Source organism: Rhizobium nepotum 39/7 (assembly GCF_000949865.1).
GTDB lineage: Bacteria > Pseudomonadota > Alphaproteobacteria > Rhizobiales > Rhizobiaceae > Agrobacterium > Agrobacterium nepotum.
This window is the reverse complement of sequence record NZ_JWJH01000014.1, coordinates 42009-55176: the sequence shown is the minus strand read 5'-3', so window position 1 is coordinate 55176 and position 13168 is coordinate 42009. Positions and strand designations below refer to the sequence as shown.

Genomic DNA, 13168 nt, shown 5'->3' with positions numbered 1-13168 from the left:
AGACAATGACCGCTCCGGTGACTTCCGCTTTGACGCCCAACAAGGATTGGTGGCGCGGCGCCGTGATCTATCAGATCTACCCGCGCTCCTATCAGGACTCCAACGGCGATGGTATCGGCGACCTCAAGGGCATCACCGACCGGCTGGCGCATATTGCCGGTCTCGGCGCGGATGCGATCTGGATTTCGCCTTTCTTCACCTCGCCGATGAAGGATTTCGGTTACGACGTCTCGAACTATGTCGATGTCGATCCGATGTTCGGCACGCTTGCCGATTTCGACGGGCTGATTGCAGAGGCCCATCGCCTCGGCGTCCGCGTGATGATCGATCTCGTCCTGTCGCACACTTCGGACCAGCACCCGTGGTTCGTGGAAAGCCGTGCCAGCCGCAAAAATCCCAAATCGGATTGGTATGTCTGGTCGGACAGCAAGCCTGATGGCACGCCGCCCAACAACTGGCTGTCGATCTTCGGCGGCTCCGGCTGGCAGTGGGATCCGACCCGCATGCAATATTACATGCACAATTTCCTCACCTCGCAGCCGGATCTCAATCTGCATAATCCGGAAGTGCAGGAGGAGCTGTTGAATGTCACCCGCTTCTGGTTGAAGCGCGGCGTCGATGGCTTCCGCCTCGACACGATCAACTTCTATTTCCACGACCTGCAACTGCGGGACAACCCGGCGCTGGCGCCGGAGCGCCGCAATGCCTCCACGGCGCCTGCGGTCAACCCGTATAACTTCCAGGAGCATCTCTACGACAAGAACCGCCCGGAAAACATCGCGTTTCTGAAGCGCTTCCGCGCCGTGCTGGACGAGTTCCCTGACATCGCCGCCGTCGGTGAAGTGGGTGACAGCCAGCGCGGTCTTGAAATCGTCGGTGAATATACCTCCGGCGATGACAAGATGCAGATGTGCTACGCCTTCGAATTCCTGGCGCCGGACGCTCTCACCCCTCAGCGCGTTGCCGATGTGCAGGCGGATTTTGCCAAAGCCGCGCCGGAAGGCTGGGCCTGCTGGGCCTTCTCCAACCATGATGTCGTGCGCCATGTCAGCCGCTGGGGTGACCATGTCGAAGACAAGGATGCTTTCGCCAAGGTGCTTTCGGCGTTGTTGATGACGCAGCGCGGTTCCGTCTGCATCTATGAGGGCGAAGAACTGGGCCTGACCGAAGCCGATATCGCTTTCGAGGATTTGCAGGACCCCTACGGCATCCAGTTCTGGCCGGAATTCAAGGGTCGTGATGGTTGCCGCACGCCGATGGTGTGGGATGCGGGCCACGCTCAGGCCGGTTTCTCGACCGCCGACAAGACCTGGCTACCTATTCCTACTGAACACAAGCAGCGCGCCGTCAGCGCCCAACAGGGCAATGAGGCTTCGGTGCTGGAGCATTACCGCCGGTTCCTCTCCTTCCGCAAAAAGCACCCGGCTTTCGCCAAGGGCGGCATCGAATTCCAGCCGGTGGAGGGTGACGTGCTGAGCTACACCCGCACGCTCGGCAACGAAACCGTTCTTTGCCTTTTCAATCTGTCCGAGACGCCCGCAAAGGCGACATTGCCGGATGGGAACTGGGAGGTTCTCGATGGCCATGGCTTCGCAAGCGACCTTGAGGGTAAAACCGTAGAACTTCCGGCATGGGGCGCTTTCTTCGCCCGTTACGCCTGAAAAAATTGGGAGGAACGCCACATGACAAGTCTCGTTCTCAAGGATATCCGCAAATCATACGGGCAGGTAAAGGTTCTGCACGGCATTGATCTGGAGATAGAACAGGGCGAATTCATCGTTTTCGTCGGCCCCTCGGGCTGCGGAAAATCGACGCTTCTGCGGATGATCGCCGGTCTGGAGGAAATCACTGGCGGCGAGATGTATATCGATGGGCAACTGGTCAATGAAATCCCGCCTTCGCGCCGCGGCATCGCCATGGTGTTCCAGTCCTATGCGCTTTATCCGCATATGACGGTTTACGACAACATGGCCTTCGGCATGAAGATAGCCAGGGAAAGCCGCCAGGAGATCGACCGCCGCGTTCGCGCCGCCGCCGAAATCCTGCAACTGACGCAATATCTGGAGCGCCTGCCCAAAGCCCTGTCCGGCGGCCAGCGGCAACGCGTCGCCATCGGCCGGGCGATTTGCCGCAATCCCAAGGTCTTCCTGTTCGATGAGCCTTTGTCGAACCTTGATGCGGCGCTGCGTGTCGCCACCCGCATCGAGATCGCCAAGCTCAACGAACAGATGGCCGATACGACGATGATCTACGTCACCCACGATCAGGTGGAGGCGATGACGCTCGCGGACCGTATCGTCGTTTTGAATGCGGGCCGCGTGGAACAGGTCGGCCCGCCGCTCGAGCTTTACGAAAACCCCGCCAACCTCTTCGTGGCGCGGTTCATCGGCTCGCCCGCGATGAACATCCTCGCGGCAAAAATCGTCGGGAGCGGAGAGTGGACCTCGATCGAACTTGCCGGCGGCAAGACGCTCGCCGTCAATGTTCCAACGCCCGCCTCGGAACAGGGCAAGGCTGCGAGCTTCGGTGTCAGGCCGGAAGATCTAAGCATCGTCACCGGTGATGATTATCTCTTCGAGGGCAAAGTCTCGATCGTCGAGGCTCTCGGTGAAGTGACCCTGCTTTATCTCGAGGCGCCCAAGGGGCAGGAGCCGATCATCGTCAAGGTGCCGGGCATCGTTTCCGTCGGCAAGGGCGAAATCCTGCGCTTTGCGGCACCGCAGAAAAAGCTTCATCTCTTCAACGACGAAGGCAAGACCTACCGCCTGTAATCGTCCAGCGCGCCAGAAAAGCCGGCCCCGGAACGGAAGACGTTCCGGGGCCTTTTCATGATCTTTTGCCGCTGTGGAAAAACGCTGGCAATGTGCCGCTTCCGGTCTGTTTAAGGTGACGCTGATATAAATTGTTAAAGACTATGACCTAATCTTGGATGCGTTGTTAGAGCATGGGAGTCCGGGCGTGCAGAGCGGTGCGGGTGTTATCAAGAACAGTTACCTGACAAGGGAAGAATCCTTCATGTACGACCGCGAAGGCCGGTTTCGCATGGAAGATACCATGAATGCGGCGCGCATCGAATATACCGAGAAGGCCGTCATGCACATGGCCGCCCGCCGTTGCGACGTCACCCGCATCTCGCAGACCGAAGCGGTGCTGGCGCTACTGACGAAATACAACCTGCCCGACCAGTTTTATCTGGATATCCCCGACGCCCGCGTCACCAAGATCGGCTGTGTGCTGTTGCGCGTCAATGTCAACAACACCATCCATGTCCGCTTCCTGCGCATGCTGACGCAAAAGGAACTGGACCGCATTTTCGTGTTCAGCACGCACCCTGCCCACAAGGACCGGAAGCTCGATGTTCGGTCGTTCTGAGTAACTCTCCAGCTATTGGCAAAACGGCTCGATCGGTGGTGTCCGTTGCTCACGTCGTCGTGTCCCATCATTGCTAACTATTATCACCAGATGGTATAAGGGGAGCGAAGAGGATATCGGCATGGCAAGCAGCGCTAATCTCGGTCATCACCTTGAAACCTATGTCTCCGATCTTGTGAAGTCGGGGCGGTATAACTCACGGAGCGAAGTGCTGCGGGAGGGCGTTCGGTTGGTGGAAGAGCGTGAAAAGAAACTGGCGGCTCTCGATGCAGCCATTGCACGGGGCATTGCCGATGCAGATGCGGGCCGCGTCACACCGGTCGAAGATGTCGCATCGGAACTGGGTGCCAAATACCGGAAGATGGCGGAAGAACGCGGCTTGTGATTGTCGTTTTGACCGACGAGGCCAAGACAGACCTCGAACGTATCGGCGATTTTATTGCATCCGGTAATCCCCGGCGGGCCGAAACATTCGTCGGCGAATTGCTTGACCGACGTTTAAGGCTTGCGGAAATGCCTCGGGCGTTCCCACTTGTGCCCCGTTACGAGAAAACCGGCATTCGCCGCCGCCCTTACGAAAACTATCTCGTTTTTATCGCATTGCCGAGACGCGCGTGGAAATTTTGCACATCTTGAACGGTGCACAGGATTACGAATCCATTCTTTTCTCAAAAGACTAGCGGCAGACAGTCCCGCAATGATTGCCTCTGCGTTTGCGCCTTACTCCGCTAGGTTGCGGGTTCAAGAAAGCCCGCCCAGAACCGTCTGCTTCAGCTTCACATCCGGCACTTCGGCGAAGGTAAGATTGCTGCGGCCGAAATAGGATTTCTGGTTGGTGGCGGACCAGTCGTTGCAGACAAGTTTGTAGCGCTCTCTCGTTTCCGGTTTTTCCGGCATGGCGTAAAGATAGTCGCCGGTGCGGTCGGCAAGCGGAATGTCACCATCCTGATTGCAACGCTTGAGGATTTGCGCAAGCACCTCGGCATCCACTTCCGTCACCATCAGCTTGCCGTCGAAACGCAGGGAAGCGTTGAAATCGTAGCGGCTGATATCACCCTGCGGCAGACCTGCGCCGAAGGAGGTGTGGCCGATGAAGCCGACATCCGCACCGGTTTTTGCGGCGATGAACTGCGCCACATGGCGTCCGGCCTCATCCACGGTCATCGCCTTTTCGGTTTTGCCGACGATCGCCCGTTCTTCCACCGTGAGATGTTTTTCGAGCGTCTGTTCGATCAGTCCTTTGAGCGCCGGAGAGGCGGGAACGCTGCTATCGATGGCGACGGTCTCGATGGTCGGAGCCTTGCCGGAGGCAGCGATCGTCGCGATGGCCATGGAGGTGCACCATGAGCCGGTGTGGACATAGCATGTGGCTCCCTGCGCATGGACGAAGTTCAGGTGATCGTGGCCACCGACCAGCAGGGTGCCATCCGGCAGCAATGGCAGGATGTCGCGGTCGGCAACGACGCCTGCATGGCTGAGAACGATGTTGATCGCATCCCGCTTGACGATTGTGGGCAGATTTTCCTTCGCCCATTCCACGGGCTGGGGAACATCCAGCATTTCGCGCGTCGCCTTCGGATAGGTGTTGATCGCGTTGGTGGCGAGGCCCGCAACGACGATCTGCCGTCCGCCCACACTTACCTCGGCGCTGGCCGGTGCGTAGGCAGCGCCGGTCCGCTTGTCGATGATGTTGGAAAGCACGGTAATGCCGAGCGCTTGGGCGCGGCTGACGAAATTGGCGAGATCATTGTCGATATCGGCCTCATGGTTGCCGATATTGATGACGGTGGGAGCGAGTTTTGCGAGTGCCGCCAGGAACGTCCACTCGATTTCGCCGCCCGAACGTGTCGCCACCGCATTACCGGTTTCGAACAGGTCACCGTTCAGAAGAATAATATGGGGCGCCCTGTCGGCGGCGATGCGGGTTTCTATTGCCGCGAGAAGCTGCCCGATGCGCTCATAGGCCGAATGCAGGTCGGTGATCACGATCGCGCGCAGGGGCACATCCTGTGCCTCAGCCGGCGGCGCCGCCACCATCAGTGGCAGCACGGCGGTGCCAGCCATGAGTTTCAGCACATCGCGGCGTTTGCTTGAGAAAATCGTCATATCCGGCCCCATCATCTGCAATTGCGCCATCGTCTCGCGGCTGGCTGAGAAGGCCCTATAGGGCGATCGTCACAGCCGCATGACAAGTTTGACGTTTAAGAGACGGGAAATAAAGCGGTTTCAGCGCCGGCTTTTGCCGGGCAGAACAAAGGACCGGAGGCGAAGGCCGGATCGGGCTTTCGCCTCCGGGCGATCAATGGAACAGAACGCTGGCGCCCTGGTCGGCCGGGCCGACATTGCGGCGGAAGGGGGCGAAAAGTTCGCGGCCCATGCCCCATTCGTTGCCGGAAAGATCGGCGCGCGCCGGTTCGCGTTTTGCCAGTTCTGCAGCAGAAACCAGCACTTCCAGCGAGCCGGAAACGGCGTCGAGACGAATGATATCGCCGTCACGGATGAGCGAGATCGGGCCGCATTCGGAAGCTTCCGGGGTCACATGGATTGCGGCCGGCACCTTGCCGGAAGCGCCGGACATGCGCCCGTCCGTCACCAGCGCGACTTTGAACCCACGGTCCTGCAACACGCCGAGCGGCGGGGTCAGGCGGTGCAGTTCCGGCATGCCGTTGGCCTTCGGGCCCTGGAAGCGGACGACGGCGATGAAATCGCGGTTGAGCTTGCCGTCCTTGAACGCGTCCTGAAGCTCCTGCTGGTCGTTAAAGACGATCGCGGGCGCCTCGATGATGTGGCGTTCGGGTTTGACGGCGGAAATCTTGATGACCGATTTGCCGAGATTGCCCGTCAGCATTTTCAGGCCGCCGGTTGGCTGGAACGGCGTTTCGACGCTGGAGAGAACCTTGGGGTCGTGGCTCTGCTCGGGAGAGGGCTGACGGACGACCGCACCCTTTTCGTCGAGCTTGGCATCCACGGTGTAGGCTTCAAGACCGTGTCCGAAGACGGTGCGCACATCGTCATGCACGAAGCCCTGCTTCAAAAGCTGCTTGATGAGGAAGCCCATGCCGCCGGCGGCGTGGAAGTGGTTCACATCCGCAAGCCCGTTGGGGTAGACGCGGGCGAGCAGCGGCACGATATCCGAAAGGTCGGAAATATCCTGCCAGGTGAGGATGATGCCGGCAGCGCGCGCCATGGCGATGAGATGCATGGTGTGGTTGGTGGAGCCGCCCGTGGCATGCAGGCCGACGACACCGTTGACGATTGATCTTTCGTCAATCATCTCGCCCGCTGGGGTAAATTCATTGCCCTGTGCGGTGATGGCGAGCGCCCGCTTGGCGGCTTCGCGCGTCAGTGCTTCGCGCAGCGGCGTGCCGGGATTGATGAAGGAGGAGCCGGGCATATGGAAACCCATGATCTCCATCAGCATCTGGTTGGAATTGGCCGTACCGTAGAAGGTGCAGGTGCCGGGACCATGATAGGATTTGGACTCGGCCTCCAGCAGTTCGGCGCGGCCGACCTTGCCTTCGGCATAAAGCTGGCGGATGCGGGATTTTTCGTCGTTCGGCAGGCCTGTCGTCATCGGGCCGGCGGGAATGAAGACGGAGGGCAGGTGGCCGAAGGAAAGTGCTGCAATGACGAGGCCGGGCACGATCTTGTCGCAGATGCCGAGATAGACGGCCGCGTCGAACATGTTGTGCGATAGGCCGATGCCGGCGGCCATGGCGATGGCATCGCGGGAAAACAGCGAAAGCTCCATGCCCGGCTGGCCCTGGGTCACGCCGTCGCACATGGCTGGCACGGCACCCGCCACCTGCGCCACGCCGCCCGCTTGCGCGGCAGCCTCGCGGATGATCGCCGGAAAGGTCTCGTAGGGCTGGTGCGCCGACAGCATGTCGTTATAGGCGGTGATGATGCCGAGATTGCCAACCCGGTCGCCGGCAAGGAGGTCCTTGTCGGCGGGGGAACAGACCGCAAATCCATGCGCGAGATTGCCGCAGGAAAGAGTGGAGCGATGAACGCCTTTCGAAACCTGCAGCCGCAGCCGTTCGAGATAGGTCTCGCGGTAGGGCTTGGAACGTTCGACGATGCGGGCGGTAATGGCCTGAATGCGGGAATCGGCGGACATGAGCGTTCATCCTGTTCGTTGGTCGAGAACCGGCGTTCCGGGAGATGAAGGACCGGTTATCGTGTTTTCGTCTTCTTGTCGTCGGGCGCTGTCGCGGGCCGCTTGCGCGGCAACCGCGTCGGCTTATGGCGCCCAGTAAATATCCACGGCGGTTTCCGCCCGGTTCAGCACGGCGCGGATCGGCATTTCGTCCTCATCCTCGCCTGACTGCGCTTTTTCGAGCGTCGCTTTTTTGGTGGCGCCTTCGATATGCAGCACCAGAAAACCAGCGTCGTGAAGGCTGGAGAAGTTGAACGTCAGTCGCTCTTCTCCCGCATTTTCCGCTGCCATGGTCAAAACGCCGCGCGGCTCGTCGAGGTCGAGCGCCTCGTAGAGATTGTCGCCCCCGGGAAAGAACGATGCCGTGTGGCCATCTGTTCCCATGCCGAGCACAACGACATCGAACGGGTCGCAGATCGCCTCGGTCTTGACGGTCGCAAGCGTCGCCGCATCTTCAGGCGAGGCCGCCGGCTGGAACAGCGGCACGAAATAGGCCGCCTTCGCCTTGTCCTGCAAAAGGTTCTCGCCGACCAGACGATGGTTCGAGCGTTCGCTTTCCGGCGGCACGAAACGCTCGTCCACCAGCGTCACGCTGATGTTGCTCCAGTCGAGATCGTGGCGGGAAAGCGCCTGAAAGAACAGCTTGGGTGTGGAACCGCCGGAAACGGCAATGCTTGCCGTCCCGTATTCTTTCGTTGCCGCGTCCAGGCGCTGGGCGATATCGGCTGCCAGAGCGTTCGCCAGTTCGGCGGCGGTGTCGAAGACATGCATTGTTTCGCTCATCTCCGCGCCCTCAATCCGCGTCATGCCAGGTGCGGCCATCGCGCTCGATCAGCGCGATCGAGCCGCTCGGACCCCAGGTCCCGGCCGTGTAGCCCTGCACGCCCTGCGCCAGATCTTCCCAGCTCTTGAGAATGGGGTCGACCCAGTCCCATGCCGCTTCCACTTCGTCGCGGCGCATGAACAGCGTCTGGTTGGAGCGGATAGTATCCATCAAAAGCCGCTCATAGGCATCGGGGCTGCGCACGTTGAAGGCTTCGGCAAAGCTCATATCCAGCGAGACCTGACGCAGGCGCATGCCGCCCGGGCCGGGGTCCTTGATGAGGAGCGATTGCTTGACGCCTTCGTCCGGCTGCAGGCGAATGACCAGCTTGTTGGCCTCGATCTTGCCAGCCGCATCATCGAAGATCGAATGCGGGATCTGCTTGAAAGTAACGACGATCTCGGAAACGCGGGTCGCAAGACGTTTGCCGGTGCGGATGTAGAAGGGAACGCCGGCCCAGCGCCAGTTGGCGATCTCGGCCTTGATGGCGACGAAGGTCTCCGTGTTGGAAACGCCGCCCTCAAGCTCCTCCAGATAACCCTTGACCGGTCCGCCTGCGGAAGCGCCGGCGCGGTACTGGCCGCGAACGGTGAGCTTCTCGACATTGCTCGTATCGATCCGCTTCAGCGAGCGCAGAACCTTCAGCTTCTCGTCACGCACGGCTTCCGCATTCATGGATGCGGGCGGCTCCATGGCAACGAGGCAGAGCAATTGCAGGATATGGTTCTGCACCATGTCGCGCAGCGCGCCGGCCTTGTCGTAATACCCCGCGCGGCCCTCGAGCCCGACCGCTTCTGCGACCGTGATCTGCACATGGTCGATATGGGCCGAATTCCACAGCGGCTCGTAAAGAGCGTTGGCGAAACGCAGCGCCATCAGGTTCTGCACCGTCTCCTTGCCGAGATAGTGGTCGATACGGAAGATCTGTTCTTCCTTGAAGACATGGCCGATCGTGTCGTTGAGAATCTGAGCGGAAGCAAGGTCGCGACCGATCGGCTTTTCCACGACGATGCGGGTCGAGCGGGTGATCAGCTTGTGTTCGCGGATCTTGTCGGCAATATCGCCGAAAATGCCCGGCGCGACAGCCAGATAGAATGCGCGTATGCGTTCCTTGCCCTCATCGAGCAGTTTTTTCAGCAGGTCCCATCCATTGCCTGACTTGGCGTCGACGGGCACATAGAAAATCCGGTTGAGAAACAGCGCGACCTGCGCATCGTCATATTCGCCCGCCTTCAGATGCTCCTTCAGCGCGTCCTGCGCGAATTTGCGATATTCCTCGTGGGTCATGACCGAACGCGACGCGCCGATGATGCGGGTAGGCTCCGTGAACTGGCCTTCGACCTGACGGTGATAAAGGGCCGGCAGAAGCTTGCGCTCCGCCAGATCGCCGGTGCCGCCGAAAACGACACAATCAAAAGCTTCAACAGGAATAATCTGACTGCTCATATCGATTCTCTCGATCTTCAAGGGTTGGGGCATCCATAATCTAATCGATTTAAAAATGCCAGTCTCAGTTATGTGAAATTATGATTTTTGGCTTTCGGGGGATGAAACCGGTGCCGATATCGTCATTTGTTATGCCGGCTGGAAGGCAGGTTTTTTGAACAGGCCCCTTGCCGGCGGCGGAACGGAAAAAAAGAAGAAAACGATAATCGCTGCAATTTTCACCATCCATGATCGCGGTGTCGGTTCTTCGGCGTTGCATGACGCATCGACACTGTCCAGAAGCAGTTTCGCATCATGCCTTTGCCATTCAGGCACGCGGATTTCCATGCCTCCGAAAGCGACAGCCAAATGCCAGTTTACGGAAACAATATGCGCTGCAGGGACCGTGATGTGGATGCCGTAGGCACGCAGAAACGAACATGTCACTGCGGTTTCCGCCATCCCGTAACCGGTCACAATCGTTATAGGCCTGTCGCTGGGTCTTTGCATCTGATCTCCAGAAGTAGGCAGCTTTCCTAAAACCTGTCCCGCAACGCATACCATGACAACGCCAGGAACAGCAGCGGCGTCCGCAGCGAAGCCCCACCCGGAAAGGATGGCACCTTCAGCCGGGCGAAGGGTGCCAGCATGTCCTTTTTGCCGAGAACGAGATCGGCATAGAGCTTGCCGCAATAGTTCGAGAGCATCACCCCATGGCCGGAATAGCCACCGATGGAGGTGACGCCGGGCATCACTTCCCGCACGAAGACCTGTCGCGGCAGGGTGATGCCGACGGAGCCGCCCCATGAATGGGTGACATCGACATTTTCAAGCTCAGGATAGATTTCCGCGATCTGACGGCGGATATGGCTGGAAATATCGCGTGGCGTATCGGCGGTGTAGGCTTCGCGCCCGCCAAACAGCAGCCGGTTGTCGGTCGTCTTGCGGAAGTAGCGCACCACGAAACGGGAATCGGCGACGGCTTGCCTGCCAGGAATGATGTCGGGATAAGCGTCGAGCGGCGCGGTCGCGCCGATGAAGGAGCGGATCGGCATGATATGGGCGGCCGTCACCGGCTCCAGATTGCCGATATAGGCATTGGTCGCGATAAGCACCCGCGTCGCCGTCAGCGTACCGCTGGGCGTTTCGATGATCGTCTTGCCGCCGGACTGGTGGATGGATCTGGCGGGCGTCATTTCGTGAATATCCGCGCCTGCGGCTTTTGTCGCTTTGGCAAGGCCGACCAGCAGCTTCAGCGGATGGATATGGCCGGTGCCGGTGTCGTGGGTACCGCCGAAATAATGGGTGGAGCCGACACGTTTGCGCGCCTCCGCCCGCTCCATGTAGGAAATATGCGGATAGCCGTAGCGATTGTTCATCGCATCGACGCTTTTGCGGTAGTCGTCTTCGTAAGCCGCCTTGTGCGCCACATAGAGCTGCCCCGGCAGATACTCCATGTCTATGCCGTGGTCGCGGGCGAAGTCGAGGACGTAATGTTTGGCATCCTCGGCAATGTCGAACAGTACCTTCGATTGCTCGAAGCCGATCTGCTCTTCCATCTCGTCGGGAAACGAGCGCTGGCCGGTGCCGAACTGTCCGCCGTTGCGGCCTGACGCGCCGTCACCGAAACGATGCGCCTCGATGAGGGCGACGGAAACGCCGTTGGCTGCGAGATTGCAGGCAGCCTGAAGGCCGGTGTAACCGCCGCCGATAATCGCGACGTCCACCTGTTTTGACCCGTCAAGCGCCGGATATTCCGGCCGCTCGCCAACGGTTGCCTGATACCAGGAAATTCCCGGCGCAATCGGGCTTTGCCATGTCATGCTGCGAACACCTCACACGTTGAGAAGCAGGAATTCCCGCTCCCAGGGGCTGATGACCTGCATGAAGGTCTCGAATTCCCCGCGTTTCAGGCCCGCATAAAGGCCAACGAATTCATGGCCGAACACCCGCTCGAACTGTTCTTCGCCCTCAAGCAGCGCCACGGCTTCCAGAAGGCCGCGCGGCAGGTCGATGGAGCCTTCGTTTGCCGTCTCGGCGGTCGGCTCGGTCGGTTCGATATTGTTGACGATGCCCAGCCAGCCGCAGGCAAGCGAAGCGGCAAGCGCGAGATAGGGATTGGCATCCGAACTCGGCAGGCGGTTTTCGACGCGCCGCGCCTGCGGGCTTGAAATCGGCACCCGGAAGGCTGTGGTGCGGTTGTCGTAACCCCAGGCATTGTTGACCGGGCAGGCCATGTCGGGCGTCAGGCGGCGATAGGAGTTCACGTAGGGCGCAAGCATCACCAGCGCATTTGGAACGTAACGCTGCATGCCGCCCACGAAGGAGAAGAACTCCTTGGAAGGGCCGCCGTCCTTGTTCGTGAAAATATTGCGACCGCCGTCGATTTCCACCACCGACTGGTGGATATGCATGGCCGAACCGGGTTGGCCCTGCATGGGCTTGGCCATGAAGGTGGCGTAGATGCCATGCTTCAGGGCAGCCTCGCGGATGGTGCGCTTGAACAGGAACACTTGGTCGGCAAGCTCGATCGGATCGCCGTGACGCAGGTTGATTTCAAGCTGGGCCGGGCCTTCCTCGTGGATCAGCGTGTCGATCTCGAGGCCCTGTTTTTCGGAGAAATGATAGATGTCGTCGATCAACTCGTCGAATTCGTTGATGCCGGCGATGGAATAGCTCTGCCCGCCGACAATGGAGCGGCCCGACCTGCCCTTCGGCGGATGCAGCGGATAATCCGGGTCGTCATTCATGGCGACGAGGTAGAATTCGATTTCCGGCGCCACGACCGGCTTCCAGCCCTTTTCGCTATAGAGCGAAAGAACGTTCCTCAACACGTTGCGTGGCGTGTAAGGCACGAAATTGCCTTCGACATCCACCACGTCGCAGATTACCTGCGCGGTCGGGTCGCTTTCCCACGGCACGACGGAGAGCGTGGAAAGGTCCGGCACCAGCTTCAGGTCGCTGTCGCGCGGCTCGTAGCGGAAGTTTGCGGTCTCATCGGGATATTCGCCTGAGATCGTGTGGCGGTAGAGCGCGGAGGGCAGGGCGAGCGAGGTATCGCCCGTGAATTTCGCCGTCGGCATCATCTTGCCACGCGCAACTCCGGCAAGATCGGGTGTTATGCACTCGATATCCTCGATACCGCGCGCCCTCAACCATTGCGAAGCTTCGCGCCAGGAGGAAACGCCACGGGTGGAGGAGAGGTCGAGAGGAGGTTTTTTTGCCATGGTTGCCTGTTTTTTCGGGCGGAGCATGGTTTTCTTCGAGGGCATGTATCACCGGGTCTGTGTTTCGACTGGCGCCATCATAACCGGAGTTTGGCAATTGGCGAGGGGGAAAGCGCCATTGACAATGGGCGGCACTTCGAAAAGAGGAAAGGGAGAAGCAAA

General features: G+C 59.7%; 11 protein-coding genes and 1 pseudogene. 5 read left to right on the top strand and 7 right to left on the bottom strand.

The window, feature by feature from the left end; genetic code table 11:
- Positions 1–5 precede the first annotated feature (5 nt).
- The 5 genes and pseudogenes from bglA (at position 6) to RS75_RS15675 (ending at position 4052) form a co-directional block, all read left to right on the top strand.
- A complete protein-coding gene (bglA, locus tag RS75_RS15695) occupies positions 6–1661 on the top strand; it encodes a beta-galactosidase BglA (RefSeq protein WP_045022060.1) in 1656 nt (551 codons plus the stop codon).
- Positions 1662–1682: 21 nt separating this feature from the next.
- A complete protein-coding gene (locus tag RS75_RS15690; RefSeq protein WP_045021964.1) occupies positions 1683–2771 on the top strand; it encodes an ABC transporter ATP-binding protein in 1089 nt (362 codons plus the stop codon).
- A gap of 244 nt (positions 2772–3015) precedes the next feature.
- A complete protein-coding gene (locus tag RS75_RS15685) occupies positions 3016–3372 on the top strand; it encodes a hypothetical protein (protein ID WP_045021963.1) in 357 nt (118 codons plus the stop codon).
- Between the two features lie 121 nt (positions 3373–3493).
- Positions 3494–3757, top strand: coding sequence for a type II toxin-antitoxin system ParD family antitoxin (locus RS75_RS15680; protein ID WP_045021962.1), 264 nt, complete (start codon positions 3494–3496; stop codon positions 3755–3757).
- Positions 3754–4052: pseudogene (locus RS75_RS15675) on the top strand (type II toxin-antitoxin system RelE/ParE family toxin). The gene RS75_RS15680 and the pseudogene RS75_RS15675 overlap by 4 nt, the downstream one beginning before the upstream one ends.
- A gap of 61 nt (positions 4053–4113) precedes the next feature.
- Here RS75_RS15675 and RS75_RS15670 read toward each other — a convergent pair.
- From RS75_RS15670 to RS75_RS15640, 7 genes are all read right to left on the bottom strand, one after another.
- Positions 4114–5478 carry a metallophosphoesterase gene (locus tag RS75_RS15670; RefSeq protein WP_045022057.1) on the bottom strand — a complete coding sequence of 455 codons (1365 nt, stop codon included), beginning with the start codon at positions 5476–5478 and terminating at the stop codon, positions 4114–4116.
- Positions 5479–5671: 193 nt separating this feature from the next.
- Positions 5672–7492, bottom strand: coding sequence for a phosphogluconate dehydratase (gene edd / locus RS75_RS15665; RefSeq protein ID WP_045021961.1), 1821 nt, complete (start codon positions 7490–7492; stop codon positions 5672–5674).
- Positions 7493–7615: 123 nt separating this feature from the next.
- Positions 7616–8314 (bottom strand): 6-phosphogluconolactonase, encoded by a 699-nt coding sequence (gene pgl, locus RS75_RS15660; RefSeq protein ID WP_045021960.1) that lies wholly within the window; start codon positions 8312–8314, stop codon positions 7616–7618.
- Between the two features lie 10 nt (positions 8315–8324).
- Positions 8325–9800, bottom strand: coding sequence for a glucose-6-phosphate dehydrogenase (gene zwf / locus RS75_RS15655; protein ID WP_045021959.1), 1476 nt, complete (start codon positions 9798–9800; stop codon positions 8325–8327).
- Between the two features lie 129 nt (positions 9801–9929).
- Positions 9930–10343: a hypothetical protein gene (locus RS75_RS15650; RefSeq protein ID WP_234704285.1), complete on the bottom strand. Its 414-nt coding sequence runs from the start codon at positions 10341–10343 to the stop codon at positions 9930–9932.
- Positions 10316–11602, bottom strand: coding sequence for an NAD(P)/FAD-dependent oxidoreductase (locus RS75_RS15645; protein ID WP_045021957.1), 1287 nt, complete (start codon positions 11600–11602; stop codon positions 10316–10318). The genes RS75_RS15650 and RS75_RS15645 overlap by 28 nt, the downstream gene beginning before the upstream one ends.
- Positions 11603–11614: 12 nt before the next feature.
- Positions 11615–13051 carry a glutamine synthetase family protein gene (locus RS75_RS15640; RefSeq protein ID WP_045021956.1) on the bottom strand — a complete coding sequence of 479 codons (1437 nt, stop codon included), beginning with the start codon at positions 13049–13051 and terminating at the stop codon, positions 11615–11617.
- Between the last annotated feature and the right edge of the window lie 117 nt (positions 13052–13168).

Excerpts from the sequence above, each read along its gene's own strand:
- bglA (WP_045022060.1), top strand. The coding sequence starts at position 6 with ATGACCGCTCCGGTGACTTCCGCTTTGACGCCCAACAAGGATTGGTGG.
- RS75_RS15690 (WP_045021964.1), top strand. The coding sequence starts at position 1,683 with ATGACAAGTCTCGTTCTCAAGGATATCCGCAAATCATACGGGCAGGTA.
- RS75_RS15685 (WP_045021963.1), top strand. The coding sequence starts at position 3,016 with ATGTACGACCGCGAAGGCCGGTTTCGCATGGAAGATACCATGAATGCG.
- RS75_RS15680 (WP_045021962.1), top strand. The coding sequence starts at position 3,494 with ATGGCAAGCAGCGCTAATCTCGGTCATCACCTTGAAACCTATGTCTCC.
- RS75_RS15670 (WP_045022057.1), bottom strand. The coding sequence starts at position 5,478 with ATGACGATTTTCTCAAGCAAACGCCGCGATGTGCTGAAACTCATGGCT.
- edd (WP_045021961.1), bottom strand. The coding sequence starts at position 7,492 with ATGTCCGCCGATTCCCGCATTCAGGCCATTACCGCCCGCATCGTCGAA.
- pgl (WP_045021960.1), bottom strand. The coding sequence starts at position 8,314 with ATGAGCGAAACAATGCATGTCTTCGACACCGCCGCCGAACTGGCGAAC.
- zwf (WP_045021959.1), bottom strand. The coding sequence starts at position 9,800 with ATGAGCAGTCAGATTATTCCTGTTGAAGCTTTTGATTGTGTCGTTTTC.
- RS75_RS15650 (WP_234704285.1), bottom strand. The coding sequence starts at position 10,343 with ATGGTATGCGTTGCGGGACAGGTTTTAGGAAAGCTGCCTACTTCTGGA.
- RS75_RS15645 (WP_045021957.1), bottom strand. The coding sequence starts at position 11,602 with ATGACATGGCAAAGCCCGATTGCGCCGGGAATTTCCTGGTATCAGGCA.
- RS75_RS15640 (WP_045021956.1), bottom strand. The coding sequence starts at position 13,051 with ATGCCCTCGAAGAAAACCATGCTCCGCCCGAAAAAACAGGCAACCATG.